A 15,865-nucleotide genomic window follows, 5' to 3' on the forward strand; every position below is an offset into this window, starting at 1 on the left:
CGGCCCCCCCCAGCTCACCCCGCGCCCCCCCCCCGGGGGGTCTACTCGGCGGCGCCCCCCCCCCCGGCCGCGGCGGGGGACCCGCGGGGGGGCGGGCCGGGGCGCCCCCCCCGGGGGGGCGGGCGGGGGGGGGGGACGGCCGCCCCTCCGCTGTTCGCCCTGGGAAATGCGCAGTGCGCCGCCGGCACGCCCCGTGGAAGGATGGGCCAAACGTCACGAAACCGAGGAGTTGACCGGGTGCCTGGCACGAACCTGACCCGTGAAGAGGCGGAAGCGCGGGCGGCGCTGCTGACCGTGGACGCGTACGAGGTCGAACTCGACCTCTCCGGTGCGCAGGAGGGCGGCACCTACCGGTCCGTCACCACCGTCCGCTTCGATTCCGCCGAGGCCGGTGCCTCGACCTTCATCGACCTCGTCGCGCCCGCCGTCCACGAGGTCGTCCTGAACGGCCACGCGCTGGACGTCGCCGCCGTCTTCCGTGACTCGCGGATCACGCTGAAGCATCTCGCGGGCGGCCGCAACGAGCTGAAGGTCGTCGCCGACTGCGCGTACACCAACACCGGTGAGGGTCTGCACCGCTTCGTCGACCCGGTCGACGACCAGGCCTATCTGTACACGCAGTTCGAGGTCCCGGACGCGCGCCGGGTCTTCGCCTCGTTCGAGCAGCCCGACCTGAAGGCGACCTTCCAGTTCACCGTGAAGGCGCCGAGCGGGTGGAAGGTCATCTCCAACTCGCCCACGCCGGAGACGCCGAAGGACGACGTCTGGGTGTTCGAGCCGACGCCCCGCATCTCCACGTACATCACCGCGCTGATCGTCGGCCCGTACCACTCGGTGCACTCGACGTACGAGAAGGACGGGCAGACGGTCCCGCTGGGCATCTACTGCCGTCCGTCGCTCGCCGAGTTCCTCGACGCGGACCACATCTTCGACGTCACGCGGCAGGGCTTCGGCTGGTTCCAGGAGAAGTTCGCGTACGACTACCCGTTCGCGAAGTACGACCAGCTCTTCGTGCCGGAGTTCAACGCGGGCGCGATGGAGAACGCGGGCGCGGTCACCATTCGCGACCAGTACGTCTTCCGCTCGAAGGTGACGGACGCGGCGTACGAGCGGCGCGCCGAGACCATCCTCCACGAGCTCGCGCACATGTGGTTCGGCGACCTCGTCACGATGGAGTGGTGGAACGACCTGTGGCTGAACGAGTCGTTCGCCACCTACACCTCCGTCGCCTGCCAGGCCTCGGTGGCGGGCACCCGCTGGCCGAACGCCTGGACGACCTTCGCGAACGCGGAGAAGACCTGGGCCTACCGCCAGGACCAGCTGCCGTCGACGCACCCGATCATGGCCGAGATCAACGACCTGGAGGACGTGCTCGTCAACTTCGACGGGATCACGTACGCCAAGGGCGCGTCGGTGCTCAAGCAGCTCGTCGCCTACGTCGGCCAGGACGAGTTCTTCAAGGGCGTGCAGGCCTACTTCCAGGCGCACGCCTTCGGCAACACGCGCCTCTCCGACCTGCTCGGCGCCCTTGAGGAGACCTCCGGGCGCGACCTCAAAACCTGGTCGAAGGCATGGCTGGAGACGGCCGGCATCAACATCCTCCGGCCGGAGATCGAGACCGACGAGAACGGTTCCATCACCTCCTTCGCCGTCCGGCAGGAGGCGCCCGCGCTGCCCACCGGAGCCAAGGGCGAGGCCGTCCTGCGCCCGCACCGGATCGCGATCGGCTTCTACGAGCTGAACGAGACCGGCAAGCTGGTCCGCACCGAGCGTCTCGAACTCGACATCGAGGCCGCCGGTCTGACCGCCGTACCGCAGCTCGCGGGCAAGACCCGCCCGGCGGTCGTCCTCCTCAACGACGACGACCTGTCGTACGCCAAGGTCCGCCTCGACGACGTGTCCCTGCGGAACGTCACCGCGCACCTCGGCGACTTCGCCGAGTCGCTGCCGCGCGCCCTGTGCTGGGCCTCGGCCTGGGACATGACCCGCGACGGTGAGCTGGCCACCCGCGACTACCTGGAGCTGGTGCTCTCCGGTATCGCGAAGGAGTCCGACATCGGCGTGGTCCAGTCGCTCCAGGGCCAGGTCAAGGCCGCCCTCGACCTGTACGCGGCGCCGGAGTGGCGGGAGGCCGGGCTGACCCGCTGGACCGAGGCGACGCTCGCGCACCTCCAGGCGGCCGAGCCGGGCAGCGACCACCAGCTGGCGTGGGCGCGTGCCTTCGCCGCGACCGCCCGCACGCCGCAGCAGCTCGACCTGCTCGCCGCGCTCCTCGAGGGCCGCGAGTCGGTCGAGGGCCTGGCCGTCGACACCGAGCTGCGCTGGGCGTTCGTCCAGCGGCTCGCGGCGACCGGTGTCTACGACGAGACGGAGATCGCCGGCGAGCTGGAGCGCGACCGCACCGCGGCGGGCGAGCGGCACGCGGCGACGGCGCGCGCGGCCCGTCCGACCGAGGCCGCGAAGGCCGAGGCCTGGGCCTCGGTCGTCGAGGACGACAAGCTGGCGAACGCCGTGCAGGAGGCCGTCATCGGCGGCTTCGTCCAGTCCGACCAGCGTGAGCTGCTCGCCCCGTACACGGCGAAGTACTTCGCGTCGATCAAGGGCGTCTCCGAGACCCGCAGCCACGAGATGATCCAGCAGATCGTGGTCGGCCTCTACCCGACGCTCCAGGTCTCGCAGGAGACGCTCGACGCGACGGACGGGTGGATCGCCGAGCACGACCCGGCCCCGGCGCTGCGGCGTCTGGTGACGGAGTGCCGCGCGGGTGTCGAGCGCGCGCTCCGGGCGCGGGCTGCGGACGCGGCCGCGGCGGTCTGACACCGCTGATCCGGTGCGGAGAAGGGGCGCCCTCCCCCGGGGGGCGCCCCTTCTCACGTGTGGTGTCCGCCCGGCGGGCGGGCGTCGGCGCGCTGCCGCTGCCGCCGGGCGGAGGTCCTGGGGTATCAGCCGCCGAGGGCCGCGAACCGGGCGCGCAGGTCGGCCGCGCCCTGCTCCGTGAGGGTGCCGTGCAGCCGCATCCGGGCGACGCCGCCGTCGGGGAAGGCGTCGAGGCGGACGTGGGTGACGACGGCCCGGGCGGGCAGCTTGAAGCGGTGGAGGGTGTCGGGCTGGAGCCTGGTCCGGGGGATGATCTCGAACCACTCGCCCGACTCGCCGTTGCGGCCCTGGAGGGCGATCCAGCCGGCCGAGTTGCCCTTGAGGTAGGCGGTGTCGATCTCGACGGCGCGGACGGCGCCCTGCGCGGCGAGCCGGAAGCGCACCCAGTCGTTGGTGCCGCGGACCCGGCGGCGGCGGTTCTCCCAGCCGTCGTCCATCTTGCGGGAGGTGCCGGGCAGGATGATCTGGGTGGGCGAGGAGTAGAACCTGTCCGAGGCGTCCTCGTACGAACCGCCGTTGAGTACGGAGATCAGGTCGAGGGTGCCGAGCAGCTCCAGCCACTCGGGGTCGGGCACCACCTCGCCGTGGACGCGGAGGCGGGCGATGCCGCCGTCGGGGTGCTGGCAGAGCCGGAGGTGGGTGAAGCGGCGCTCGGCGCCGATCGTGAAGCCGTTGGCGGCGTGGCCGCGGACGGGGGTCGGCGGGACGAGCTCCTCCCACTTCGCTTCGAGCAGCTCCTCGGGGCTGGGCGAGCCCTCCACGGAGGTGGCCTGGATGCTGACGCGCTGCGGGTAGTTGCCCCGGAAATGGGCGGTGTCGACGACGATCCCCCGGATGACACCGGGGGCGCCGAGCCGGACGATCGCCCAGTCGTGGTCCTCGGGGGCGGGGAAGACGTTCGCGGCGTCGGCGCCACGGCGGCGGCGGGTCTCCCAGCCGTCCATGATCTTGCCCTTGTGTCCGAAGTGCTCGGGGTCGAAGACGGCCCGCTCGCGGACGAGGAGGTTCTCCCGCTCGGCGAAGAACTCGTCGTTGGCGGCGACGACTCCTGCGCCCAGGCGGCGGTCGGCGAGGTCGACGAGCTCGGTGAAGGGGAAGTCACCGGTGCGGTAGTCGGCGTACGGGTCGCCGCCGGAGTAGGGGGCGGCGTCGTTGGCGTGCGGGTCGGTGTTCCCGTCGTTCGCGTCGTTCGTGTCGAAGCTGCTCATGGCTCGACTCTCCCGTGCGCCCGCCCCCGCGGTCCATCGAATGTTTTCGACGGATATGTTCAGTTCTGCTGAACGGTCTCGCGGGCGGTGGCCGCCTGTCGGAGCGCGGCGAGGACCCGGGCCACCGCCGGACCCTCCTCCGCGCCGCGCCGTACCGCCGCGACGACGTGCCGGCGCGGCTGGTCGGCGGAGAGGACGCGCATGACGACGCCGGTGCCGCCCCGGCGTTCCGCCGAGGCCATCCGGGGCACCAGGGCGATGCCCATCCCGGCCTCGACCATGGCGAGGATCGCGGTCCAGCCGGAAGCGCTGTGGGCCTGCTCGGGCACGAAACCGGCCGCCTCGCAGGCGGCGGTGGTGATCTCGGACCAGGGCCCCGACCCCCCGAAGATCCACGGCTCGGCCGCCAGGTCAGCGAGCCGCAGGCCGGGGGCGTCGGCGCACGGGTGTCCGGCGGGCAGGGCGACGTCGAGCGGATCGGCGAGCAGCGGCACCCGGCTGAACTTGGGGTCGCGCACCGAGGGCGCGTGGGCGGCGAGGGAGAGCGCCAGGTCGACCTCGCCGGCCGAGAGCAGCTCGTACGCCTCCGCCGCCTCGGCCTCCCGGACGCGGACGTCGAGCCCGGGGTGCGCGGTCCGCAACTGCCGTACGGCGGGCACGACGAGTGCGGGCACGGACGTCGAGAAGGCCGCCACCCGCACCTGTCCTGCCTCGCCGCGCAGATAGCCGACGAGCTCGGCGTCGGCACGCTCCAGCTGCGCGAAGACCACCTCCGCGTGCCGCAGCACCAGATGGGCGGCGTCGGTGAGCCGGACCCGGCGGCCCTGGGCCTCGAGGAGCCGTACGCCGAGCTGCCTGGCGAGGTTGGTGAGCTGCTGCGACACGGCCGAGGGGGTCATGAGCAGGGCCTCGGCGGTGGCGGTGACGGTGCCGCGGTCGCGGAGGGTGCGGAGGATCTGGAGCTTCTTGATGTCCCACTCGGTCATGGGGCGCAACCTATCCGGCCTTCCGGACGCCGGTGGCGGAGGCAAGGGCCACTCCGCCGAGGATGAGCGCCATGCACGCGCCCCCGAGCAGGCCGAGCCGTTCGCCGAGCATCGCGTACGACAGGAGGGCGACGCAGACGGGCTGGAGGTAGTAGACGACGCCCGCGCGGGCCGCGCCGATGAGGGCGATGGCCTTGTTCCAGGCGAAGAAGGCGACGGCGGAGGAGAAGACGCCGACGTAGAGGAGGGGGCCCACGGAGGCGGCACCGACGGTGAACCCGCCCTGGACGGCGAGGGACACGGCGTACGCGGGGGCGAGCATCAGGGCGCCGAGCAGGAAGGTGGTGAAGAGGAAGGCGAGTCCGTCGATCTCGGCGGGCTTGCGCTTGAGCAGGGCGCTGTACGAGGCGAAGGAGAGGGCCGCGGCGAACATCCACAGGTCGCCGGTGGTGAACTCCACGACGAGCGAGCCCTTTCCGACGAGCAGGAGCACGCCGAGGGCGGCGGTCAGCATCCCGAGGACGCGCCGGGCACCGAGGCGTTCACCGCCGAGCCGGGCGTAGACCGTCATGATCACCGGGGAGGCGGCCATGATCATGCCCATGTTGGAGGCGGAGGTGGTCAGTCCGGCCTGGTGCACGAGGGTGTTGTAGAGGGCGACGCCGAAGAGCGAGGCGAGGGCGACGAAGCCGAGGTGACGGCGGATCGTCCGCCATTGACGCAGGAAGGGCCGGGCGGCGAACGGCGCGACGGCGATCAGCGCGATGATCCAGCGCCAGAAGACGGCCTGGACGGGCGGGACGGTGTCGGCCATGTCGCGGGTGGCGACGAAGCTGCCGGACCAGACGACGGTGGCGAGCAGGGCGAGGAGCACGCCGAGGCCGGCGCCCCGTGCGAGCTTCCTCGCGGGCGCCGGCCTCTCGGTGGCGGTGGTGACGGTGGTGTCGGTTCCAGTGGTGACGATGGTGTCGGTGGCGGCGGTCGGATGACGGGCGGTGATCAGGCTCATGCCGCCTACCGTCGCACCGCCGAACTCTCCAGGTCCATCGAAACTTCCTGACCACTTCCTTCAGCAGAACTGAACGTTTCGGCCTGGGGAGCGGCCTCCTTCGGGGTACGCGGCCCCAGCTGCCCCACCAGGGTGGCGCCGAAGGCGATGACCATGCCGAGCAGCTGCACCGGGCCGAGCGCCTGGCCGAGCGCCGCCCAGCCGATGATCGCGGCGGTGATCGGCGAGAGCGGGCCGAGGAGGGTGGCCGAGGAGGCGCTGAGCCGCTCGATGCCGCGGAACCAGAGGAAGTACGAGATCGCGGTGTTGCCGAAGGCGAGGTAGGCGTAGCCGGCCAGGTGGGTGCCGGTCAGGGCGGGCGGGGCGCCCTCGATCAGGAAGGCGACGGGCAGGATGACCAGGCCGCCCGCGGTGAGCTGCCAGCCGGTGAGCGCGAGGGCTCCGACACCCTCGGGGCGCCCCCAGCGCTTGGTGAAGACGACTCCCGCCGACATGGAGAGGGCGGAGAGCAGTCCCGCGATCACTCCGACGAGGTCGAGCGCGGCCCCGGCCTTGAGGACCACGAGACTGACGCCGAAGGCGGCGGCGACGGCGGTGAGCAGGGACTTCACGGTGGGCTTGTCGCCCAGGAAGAGGGCGGCGAGGCCGACGACGAAGAGCGGGCCGACGGAGCCGACGACGGCGGCGACACCGCCGGGGAGCCGGTAGGCGGCGAGGAAGAGCAGCGGGAAGAAGGCGCCGATGTTGAGCGCGCCGAGGACGGCCAACTTCCACCACCAGGCGCCCTGGGGGAGCTTGCGGGTGAGTGCGAGGAGCAGGAGTCCGGCGGGCAGGGCGCGCATGAGGCCGGTGAAGAGCGGCCGGTCGGGCGGCAGGAACTCCGTGGTGACGAAGTAGGTGGAGCCCCAGGAGATCGGGGCGAGGGCGGTGAGCGCGACGACGGCTGCCTTGCGGGACATGACAGGTTCCCCCCTTGCGTGAAGTGCCGGTGCGGAGCCGGACTGGCTTGGCGGTAATTAACTTATCACTAAGCTACTTACTTGCAAGTGGCTTAGTTGCCATCGAGGAGGAAAGAGGGGAACACTGAGGCCATGAAGACGCAGACCCCCGGACACGACGCCGTCGACGCCATCACCGACCAGTGGGCGGCCGTCCGCCCGGACCTGGACACCGTCCCCATGGCGGTCTTCGGGCGCATCTACCGGCTCGCCAACGCCATGCGCGGCAAGGTGGACAAGGCGTACGCGCCCTACGGCATGGCGCTCGGGGAGTTCGACGTGCTCGCGACACTGCGCAGGTCCGGAGCGCCGTACACGCTCTCACCGCGCGAATTGACCGCCACGCTGATGATCACCACCGGCGGGATGACCGGCCGGCTGGACAAGCTGGAGAAGGCCGGGCTGCTCACCCGCAGCCCCGACCCGAACGACCGGCGCGGCCTGCGGGTCACCCTCAGCGAGCGCGGCAGGGAACTGGTGGACCAGGCCGTCGGGGCCGGTCTCGCGGAGCAGCGGGCCGCCCTCGAGGCCGCGCTCACCGAGGAGGAGGCGGACCAGCTGGCCGGGCTGCTGCGCAAGCTCCTCGCGACCACCGCGTAGAGGGTGTGGACGCACGCGAGGGCGCCGCGCGGTACGTCGTACCGTGCGGCGCCCTCGGCGAAGAAGGAGGAGGCGGTCAGGCCTTCTTGGACTTGTCGAGCACCATCACCAGACCGGCGATGACCAGGAACAGCACCAGCGGTGCGGCCACGAACAGGCCGAGGGTCTCGACGACCTCCAGCTTGGGGGCCGGGTCGTCGCCGTCGTCGCGGGTGAGCGCGAGCGCGGGGGACGACATGAGCAGCATCATCAGCGTCGTACCGGCCGCGAGCGAGCCGGCGCGCAGAGCGTTCTTCTTGTCCACGGTGCAAACGTAGCGAACACCTAAACGGGCCGCGCGCCCGGGGGTGCCGTACGGGGGCCTCAGGCCCCCGTCCCCCCGTCCGGGGCCGCCGTACGGGCATGCAGTTCGCGCAGCAGCGCGTGCGCCCGGGGCGAGGCGGCCAGCTGCTCCAGGGTGAGCGGCTGCCCGTCCGGGCCCGCGAGCGGCAGCCGCCAGTTGGGGTACTGGTCCCAGGTGCCCGGCAGGTTCTGCGGTCTGCGGTCCCCCACCGCGTCCGGCAGCCAGACCCCCACCATGCGGGCCGGGGTGCCGAGCAGGAACCGGTGGACGGCCCTGATCTCGGCCTCCTCGTCGCCCGGACCCTCGGGAAGCAGCCCGAGCCGCTGGAACAGGCCCAGCCACTCGGCGGTCTCCACCGCGTCCCCCGCCCGCTCGCGCTCCAGATCGCCGGAGAGCAGCCCGAGGCGGTGCCGCAGCGTGACGTGGTCCCCGGAGAGCCTGGCGGCCGTCGGCGGCAGGTCGTGGGTGGTGGCCGTGGCCACGCACTCGGCGCGCCACCCGTCCCGCGGCAGCGGACGCCCCGTACCCGCCCAGTCCCGCTCGAACCAGAGCACGGAGGTGCCGAACACCCCGCGCCCGGCCAGCTCCTCCCGTACGCCGGGCTCGACCGTGCCGAGGTCCTCGCCGATCACCAGAGCCCCCGCGCGATGGGCTTCGAGGACGAGGACCGCGAGCATCGCCTCGGCGTCGTACCGGACGTACGTGCCCTCGGTGGGCTCGCGGCCCTCGGGGACCCACCAGAGCCGGAACAGGCCCATCACATGGTCGATGCGCAGCGCGCCCGCGTGGCGCAGGAGTTCCTGGAGGAGCCCCCGGTACGGCGCGTACCCCGCGGCGGCGAGGGCGTCGGGGCGCCAGGGGGGCAGGCCCCAGTCCTGGCCCCGGGAGTTGAAGGCGTCGGGCGGCGCGCCGACCGACATGCCGGCGGCGAAGGCCTCCTGCTGGGCCCAGGCGTCCGAGCCCTCCGGGTGGACGCCGACCGCCAGGTCGTGGACGATCCCGACCTCCATCCCGGCCTCGCGGGCGGCCGCGGCGGCGTCGGCCAGCTGCCGGTCCGTCAGCCAGGCGAGCCGGCAGTGGAAGTCGACCCGGGCGGCCAGGGCGGGGTCGTCGCACACGGCGGTCTCGGCCGCGCGCGGATCGCGCAGCTCCTCGGGCCAGTCGCGCCAGTGGTGGCCGTGCCGCTCGGCGAGGGCCTGGTAGGTGGCGTGGCCCTCCAGGGCGCGGCCACGGGCGGCGAGGAAGGCGTGGAAGTCGGCGCGCCGCCCCGGACCCAGCTCCACGCTCTCGACGACGATCTCGAGGGCGCGGCGCTTGACGTCCCAGACCGCGTCCCTGTCGATCACCGCGCCCTTGCCGAGGACCCGCTCGCGCAGTTCGGCGGCCTCGGCGAGGATCCGGTCGAGCTCCTCGCGGCGCTCGGGGCCGATCAGGGCGTACTCGGGGATCGCCTCGATCCGCAGATGGACGGGGTCCGGGAAGCGGCGCGAGGAGGGGCGGTACGGGGACGGGTCGCTGGGAGCTCCGGGCACGCCCGCGTGGAGCGGGTTGACCTGGACGAAACCGGCGCCGTGCGTGCGGCCCGCCCAGGTGGCGAGTTCCCGCAGGTCGCCGAGGTCGCCCATGCCCCAGGAGCGCTGGGAGAGCAGCGAGTAGAGCTGGACAAGGAGGCCGTACGAGCGCCGCCCGGGGCCGGGCACGCGCGCGGGGCTCACGATCAGGGTGCTGGTGGCCGTGCGCCCGTCGGGGGCCTCGGCCTCCACGGTATGAACGCCGAGGGGCAGCCGCTCCCAGTCCGGGCCGGTGACGACGGCACCGTCCTCGGTGGTGACCCGGAGCCGGGTGCCGGGCGGCAGGCCCGCGGGTGGGCGGGCCGGCTCCTCGCCCCGCCGCCGGACGAGTGTCGGGGGCAACAGGCGCTCCCGGTCGGCCCGTTCCGCCGCGCCGAGGGCGGCCGCGACCGCTTCGGGGGTGCCCGCGTCGACGCCGAGGGCGCCGAGGACGGCCACCACGGTCGCCTCCGGCACGGGCACGGTGACACCTTCGGAGGGGCTGTAGGCGGTGGCGACGCCGTGACGGGCGGCGAGACGGGCCAGGGTCACTTCACACTCCGGGGGACTCCGTGCCGCCCGCGCTGCCGGGGGCGGTGGGTTCGCTGGTGAGGGGGGCCGCCTCGGTCAGGGGCGGTTCGCTGGTGAGGGGAGCGGCGTCGGGGAGCGGCGGTTCGCTGGTCAGCGGTTCGCCGGAGCGGGCCGGCTGCTCCGGCATCCGTATCCGTCCGAGGTGGCGGGCGGTCGTGGTCACGGGGGTCTCCCGGGTTTCGTCTCGACTGGTGGGACCAGGGGTAGCGACTGAGCCCTACCCACCGCACCACGTTTTACCGGCGGAAAGTGGCGGAGTGACGTCACCTCGCCGACGGCTCGCCGGGCAAAGGCGACACATCGGCCACGCGCATTGACACCTCAGTGCGACGGGTGGTGGGCTCGTGACCCACTCGTGACCCACCGGCGGAGCGGCCGGCCCTGCCGAAGGGAGACCCCGTGCACCTCGGGCGCAGGAAGCGCACCGCGACGGCCGTGGCCGCCGCCGTCATCGGCGGCCTCCTCGGCGGCGTGGTGCCGGGTTCGGCCCTCGCGGCCCCGACGGCGGCTCGCCTTCCCGCGCTGCCCCTCGCTCCGACGGCGCCGCCCCCGCCCGTGACCGCACCGGCCGCACCGGCCGCCTCGCCCTCCGCTCCCGCCGCCCCCGGAAGCCCGCTTCCCGCCGTCTGGCCCCGGCCGCAGTCCCTGGCCGCCGCCGGGCCCTCCGTACGCCTCGGGGACGAGGTGACGCTGGTCGCGGACGAGGACGCCGACCCGTACGCCCTGGCCGCCCTCCGTGAGCTGCTGCGGACCGCCGGGGTACGGACCGTCCACACCGGGCTCCCGGGCCGCGGGCCCGTCGTCCGCGCCTCGGGCCCCTCGGGCGAGGCCGCAGGGGAGGCGCTGACCGCCCAGGGCGTGGCCGACCGTCTCGATCTGCCGCGCGGCGGCTACCGGCTCGCCACGGGCCGCTTCCAGGAGCGCGACACGGTCGCCCTGGACGGAGTGGGCGAGGACGGCCTGTTCCACGCCGTGCAGACGCTGCGTCAGCTCGTCGGAGGCGACGGACGGATCCCCGGCGTCGTCGTGCGCGACTGGCCCGGCACGGCCGAACGCGGCATCACCGAGGGCTTCTACGGCCGCCCCTGGACCGCCGAACAGCGGCTCGCCCAGATCGACTTCCTCGGCAGGACCAAGCAGAACCGCTATCTGTACGCGCCCGGCGACGACCCGTACCGCGGGGCGCAGTGGCGAGAGCCCTACCCGGCCGCGCGGCAGGCCGAGTTCCGCGCGCTCGCCGAGCGGGCCCGCGCCCGCCATGTGACCCTTGGCTGGGCCGTCGCGCCCGCCCAGTCCATGTGCCTGTCCTCGGCCGGTGACATGGCGGCGCTCACCGGGAAGATCGACGCGATGTGGGCGCTGGGGGTGCGTGCCTTCCAGCTCCAGTTCCAGGACGCCTCGTACGACGAGTGGCACTGCGACCGGGACGCCGAGGCCTTCGGGCGCGGCCCCGAGTCCGCGGCCGCCGCCCACGCGCGCGTGGCGAACGCGCTCGCCCGTCACCTCGCCGCGCGGCACCCGGACGCCGAGCCGCTGACGGTGATGCCGACGGAGTACTACCAGGACGGCGCGACCGCGTACCGCACGAAGCTGGCCGAGACGCTCGACGCGGACGTGCGGGTGGCGTGGACCGGGGTCGGCGTGGTGCCGCGCACGATCACCGGCGGCGAACTGGCCGGGGCGCGCGGCGCCCTGCGCCACCCGCTCGTCACGATGGACAACTACCCGGTCAACGACTACGCGCAGGACCGGCTGTTCCTCGGTCCCGCCACGGGCCGGGAGCCGGGCGTGGCGGCCGGCTCCGCCGCTTTCCTCGCCCACGCCATGGAGCAGCCCGCGGCCTCCCGCGTCCCGCTCTTCACCACCGCCGACTACGCCTGGAACCCGCGCGGCTACCGGCCCCAGGAGTCCTGGCGGGCGGCCGTCGACGACCTGGCGGGACCGGATCCCGCCGCCCGCGAGGCGCTGCGCGCGCTCGCCGGGAACGGCGCCTCCTCGGTCCTCGACCCGGCGGGCGAGTCGGCCTATCTGAAGCCGCTCCTCGCGGCCTTCTGGGCCTCCCTCACGAGCGGCGGCGGTGCGGGCCGTGAGAAGGCGGCGCGTGAGCTGCGGGCCGCGTTCACCGTGATGCGCGAGGCCCCCGAGCGGCTCGCGGGCACCGCGGGCGGCACCCTCGACGACGAGACCGGCCCCTGGCTCGAACAGCTCTCCCGGTACGGGGAGGCGGGCGAGACGGCCGTCGGCATGCTGCTCGCCCAGGCAGCCGGTGACGGCGCGGCCGCCTGGAAGGCGCAGCTGCGTCTCGAAGCGCTGCGCGAGGAGCTGAAGGCGAGCCCGGTGACGGTCGGCGCGGGGGTGCTCGACCCGTTCCTCACGCGCGCGGTGGACCGGGCGGCGGCCTGGACGGGCGCCGACCGGCCCCCGGCGGCCCCCGTCGACCGCGCCACCGGCTCGTACACCGTGCGGCTCGACCGGGCGCGGCCGCTGGAAACCCTGACGGTGATGACCGAGCCGGGGAACGGCGAAGGCGGCGACGCGCGCGTGGAGGCGTACGTCCCGGGCGAGGGGTGGCGGTCGCTCGGCCCGCTGTCGGCGTCCGGGTGGACGCAGGCCGCGCTCAAGGGGCTGCGTGCCGAGGCGCTGCGGGTGGTGTGGAGCGAGGAGGGACCGGCCCCCGAGGTGCGGTCTCTGGTGCCGTGGTTCGCGGACGGTCCGCGGGCGGGGCTCGACCTGGCCCGTACGGAGACGGACGCGGAGATCGGCGGCCCGGCCCAGCGGGTGGACGTGGAGCTGTCGGGCCGGCGCGCGGGGGAGGTGCGCGGGCCGGTGACGGCGAGGGCCCCGAAGGGGATCACGGTCCGGCTGCCGGAGCAGGCGGTGGTGGAGCGCGGAGCGCGGACGACCGTCCCCCTGGAGGTGTCGGTGGCGGCGGACGCTCCCGCGGGCGCGTACCGGGTGCCGGTGTCCTTCGCGGGCGAGGAGCGGGTCCTGACGGTGCGGGCCTTCCCGCGGACGGCGGGCCCCGATCTGGCGCGGACGGCGACGGCCTCGTCCTCGGGCGACGAGACGGCGGACTTCCCCGCGGCCTCTGCGGTGGACGGCGATCCGGCGACCCGCTGGTCGTCCCCGGCGGAGGACGGTGCCTGGTGGCAGATGGAGCTGTCCGAGCCGGCCCGGATAGGGCAGGTGGTGCTGCACTGGCAGGACGCCTACGCCTCCCGCTACCGGGTCCAGGTGTCGGCCGACGGGCGCGTCTGGCGGACGGCGGCGACGGTCGCGCACGGAAAGGGCGGCCGGGAGTCGGTCCGGATGGACGCGGCCGGCACGCGCTTCCTGCGCGTGCAGGGCGAGTCGCGGGCGACTCCGTACGGCTACTCGCTCTGGTCGGTGGAGTCGTACGCGGTGGCCCCGCAGGACACACCGGAGAAGCCGGGGACGCGGGACGGAGACACGCCCGGCACGCCGGAGAAGCCGGGGACACCGACGGAGGACACGCCCGGGACGCCGACCGGGGACACGCCTCAGGAGCCGGGGACACCGGCCGGGAGCACGCCGGAGGAGCAGCCCACCCCCTGACGGTGCGCCGCTCCCGGTCCCGCGTACGCCGGATGCCGCCCGCGGCGGCGCCCCCTCGTACGCGAAAGGCCCGGCTCAACCCGTCGTCAGCGCCCTCACGGGGGCGTCGGCGACGGAGTCGATCCGGGCCATCACGTCCTCTGCGCCGTACGGCTCGAGGTACGGCAGCCAGCGGGGGTCCCGGTGTCCGGTCCCGATGATCCGCCAGGCCAGGCCGGTCGGCGGGGCCGGTTGGTGGCGCAGCCGCCAGCCGATCTCGCGCAGGTGCCGGTCGGCCTTGACGTGGTTGCAGCGGCGGCAGGCCGCCACCACGTTCTCCCAGGCGTGCGTGCCCCCGCGGCTGCGGGGGACGACGTGGTCGACGCTGGTCGCGACGGCCCCGCAGTACATGCAGCGCCCGCCGTCGCGGGCGAAGAGCGCCCTGCGGGTCAAGGGAACGGGCCCCCGGTAGGGGACCCGCACGAAGCGCTTCAGTCGCACCACGCTGGGCGCGGGCAGGACTTGGGTCTCGCTGTGCAGGAAGGCGCCGGATTCCTCGAGGCAGAGAGCCTTGTTCTCCAGGACGAGGACGAGTGCGCGGCGGAGCGGTACGACGCCTAGCGGCTCGTACGACGCGTTGAGGACCAGGACATGCGGCACGGATGCCTCCTATGACGCCGGCGGCGCGTGGCTCGCGCCGGGACGAACTGCTCTCAGTTTCCCCTCATGCCTGGTCGGAACGCCACCACGTTCGGGAATCGGGGTGACGGGCCCGGCGTGTTCTCGACCACATCGGCATGTCTGTTCTCTTTCTGCCCTGGTGAGGTCGGTCTCTCCCTCGAACAGGACTACGGGACCATGCCCGGCACCCCGTTACTGTGGATGGCCTGCGTACGCGATGCCTGGAGGTCTTCCGTGTCCTGGTTTGCCCTGGCGGCTGCCACAGAGCCCGAACCCCTTCCGGTGACCCTGGACGAGGCGGCCGAGAAGGCGACGAACGCGGCGAGCTGGGTGGAGGAGAACTGGTCCACCTGGCTGAACACGGGCTTGCGCATCCTGCTGATCCTGGTCGTCGCGCTGCTGCTCCGAATGGCCGTCCGCCGTGCCCTGACGAAGCTGATCGAGCGGATGAACCGTTCGGCACAGGCGGTGGAGGGGACGGCCCTGGGCGGTCTCCTCGTCAACACCGAGCGGCGCCGGCAGCGCTCCGAGGCGATCGGCTCGGTGCTGCGTTCGGTGGCGTCGTTCCTGATCCTGGGAACGGCGGGACTGATGATCCTGGGCGCGTTCAAGATCGATCTCGCGCCGCTGCTCGCCTCGGCCGGTGTGGCCGGTGTGGCGATCGGCTTCGGTGCCCGGAACCTCGTGACGGACTTCCTTTCGGGCGTCTTCATGATCCTTGAGGACCAGTACGGCGTCGGTGACTCGGTCGACGCGGGCGTGGCCTCCGGCGAGGTCGTCGAGGTGGGCCTGCGGGTGACCAAGCTGCGCGGGGTGGACGGCGAGATCTGGTACGTGCGGAACGGCGAGATCAAGCGGATAGGGAACCTCAGCCAGGGCTGGGCGACGGCGGGTGTCGACGTGACGGTCCGGCCGACGGAGGACCTGGACCAGGTGCGGTCCGTGATCACCGGGGCGGCGGAGGCCATGGCGAAGGAGGAGCCGTGGAACGAGCGCCTCTGGGGTCCGGTGGAGGTGCTCGGTCTGAGCGAGGTGCTCCTGGACTCGATGACGGTCCGGGTCTCCGCGAAGACCATGCCGGGCAAGGCGCTGGGTGTGGAGCGCGAGCTGCGCTGGCGCATCAAAAAGGGCCTGGACGAGGCGGGCATCCGCATCGTGGGCGGCCTCGCGGCGCAGGCCGAGGAGTCGGCCACCGATCCGACCGCGGGCATGGCGGCCCCTTCGGCGTTCGCCTCCGCGACCTCGCCTCAGTCGGCGGCGGCGACCCCGCTGCCGAGGTCCGACCTCTCCAAGTAGCGCGGAACGCACGGCCCCGGCGCCCCCGCAGGTAACGCTTCGGTTGCCTTCGGGGGCGTCCTGCGTTCCCGGGTATTGACGGCTCCGTGACGGCCGCCTTATTTTCCTCCCATCGAATAGGAAACTTTCCTAACAGTGCAGTGGGAGAACGGGCCGGCCGCGAGGCAGCAG

Annotated in this window: 12 protein-coding genes; 4 read left to right on the top strand and 8 right to left on the bottom strand. The window is 73.5% G+C overall.

What is annotated here, in order from left to right; translation table 11 throughout:
- The first annotated feature begins 237 nt into the window (after positions 1-237).
- Positions 238-2,817 carry an aminopeptidase N gene (gene pepN, locus ACFVYX_RS01395; RefSeq protein ID WP_389679217.1) on the top strand — a complete coding sequence of 860 codons (2,580 nt, stop codon included), beginning with the start codon at positions 238-240 and terminating at the stop codon, positions 2,815-2,817.
- A 125-nt stretch (positions 2,818-2,942) separates the two neighbouring features.
- On the opposite strand, the gene alc is transcribed toward pepN, so the two are convergent.
- From alc to ACFVYX_RS01415, 4 genes are read right to left on the bottom strand one after another with little or no spacing between them, the layout of a single operon-like run.
- Positions 2,943-4,085: an allantoicase gene (alc, locus tag ACFVYX_RS01400; RefSeq protein WP_389679218.1), complete on the bottom strand. Its 1,143-nt coding sequence runs from the start codon at positions 4,083-4,085 to the stop codon at positions 2,943-2,945.
- Between the two features lie 59 nt (positions 4,086-4,144).
- Positions 4,145-5,071: a LysR family transcriptional regulator gene (locus tag ACFVYX_RS01405; protein ID WP_389679219.1), complete on the bottom strand. Its 927-nt coding sequence runs from the start codon at positions 5,069-5,071 to the stop codon at positions 4,145-4,147.
- A 10-nt stretch (positions 5,072-5,081) separates the two neighbouring features.
- The gene (locus ACFVYX_RS01410; RefSeq protein WP_389679220.1) at positions 5,082-6,080 is read right to left on the bottom strand and encodes a DMT family transporter; all 999 of its coding nucleotides are present in this window, start codon (positions 6,078-6,080) and stop codon (positions 5,082-5,084) included.
- A gap of 5 nt (positions 6,081-6,085) precedes the next feature.
- A complete protein-coding gene (locus tag ACFVYX_RS01415; protein WP_389679221.1) occupies positions 6,086-7,039 on the bottom strand; it encodes an EamA family transporter in 954 nt (317 codons plus the stop codon).
- Positions 7,040-7,171: 132 nt separating this feature from the next.
- On the opposite strand from ACFVYX_RS01415, the gene ACFVYX_RS01420 reads away from it, so the two are divergent.
- The gene (locus ACFVYX_RS01420) at positions 7,172-7,678 is read left to right on the top strand and encodes a MarR family winged helix-turn-helix transcriptional regulator (RefSeq protein ID WP_389679222.1); all 507 of its coding nucleotides are present in this window, start codon (positions 7,172-7,174) and stop codon (positions 7,676-7,678) included.
- 76 nt (positions 7,679-7,754) lie between these two features.
- On the opposite strand, the gene ACFVYX_RS01425 is transcribed toward ACFVYX_RS01420, so the two are convergent.
- From ACFVYX_RS01425 to ACFVYX_RS01435, 3 genes are read right to left on the bottom strand one after another with little or no spacing between them, the layout of a single operon-like run.
- Positions 7,755-7,982, bottom strand: coding sequence for a hypothetical protein (locus tag ACFVYX_RS01425; RefSeq protein WP_384100669.1), 228 nt, complete (start codon positions 7,980-7,982; stop codon positions 7,755-7,757).
- 59 nt (positions 7,983-8,041) lie between these two features.
- Entirely contained in the window at positions 8,042-10,123 is a 2,082-nt protein-coding gene (gene malQ, locus ACFVYX_RS01430; RefSeq protein WP_389679223.1) for a 4-alpha-glucanotransferase, read from the bottom strand.
- A 1-nt stretch (position 10,124) separates the two neighbouring features.
- Positions 10,125-10,325 carry a hypothetical protein gene (locus tag ACFVYX_RS01435; protein WP_389679224.1) on the bottom strand — a complete coding sequence of 67 codons (201 nt, stop codon included), beginning with the start codon at positions 10,323-10,325 and terminating at the stop codon, positions 10,125-10,127.
- A 236-nt stretch (positions 10,326-10,561) separates the two neighbouring features.
- Between ACFVYX_RS01435 and ACFVYX_RS01440 the strand changes: the two genes are divergently transcribed.
- Entirely contained in the window at positions 10,562-13,738 is a 3,177-nt protein-coding gene (locus tag ACFVYX_RS01440; protein ID WP_389679225.1) for a beta-N-acetylglucosaminidase domain-containing protein, read from the top strand.
- 75 nt (positions 13,739-13,813) lie between these two features.
- Here ACFVYX_RS01440 and ACFVYX_RS01445 read toward each other — a convergent pair whose 3' ends face one another.
- Positions 13,814-14,377, bottom strand: coding sequence for an HNH endonuclease (locus ACFVYX_RS01445; RefSeq protein WP_389679226.1), 564 nt, complete (start codon positions 14,375-14,377; stop codon positions 13,814-13,816).
- Positions 14,378-14,599: 222 nt separating this feature from the next.
- Between ACFVYX_RS01445 and ACFVYX_RS01450 the strand changes: the two genes are divergently transcribed.
- Positions 14,600-15,694, top strand: coding sequence for a mechanosensitive ion channel family protein (locus ACFVYX_RS01450; RefSeq protein WP_389679493.1), 1,095 nt, complete (start codon positions 14,600-14,602; stop codon positions 15,692-15,694).
- Positions 15,695-15,865: the final 171 nt, after the last annotated feature.

The organism is Streptomyces sp. NPDC058326 (genome assembly GCF_042879855.1).
In the GTDB taxonomy this organism is placed as follows: domain Bacteria; phylum Actinomycetota; class Actinomycetes; order Streptomycetales; family Streptomycetaceae; genus Streptomyces.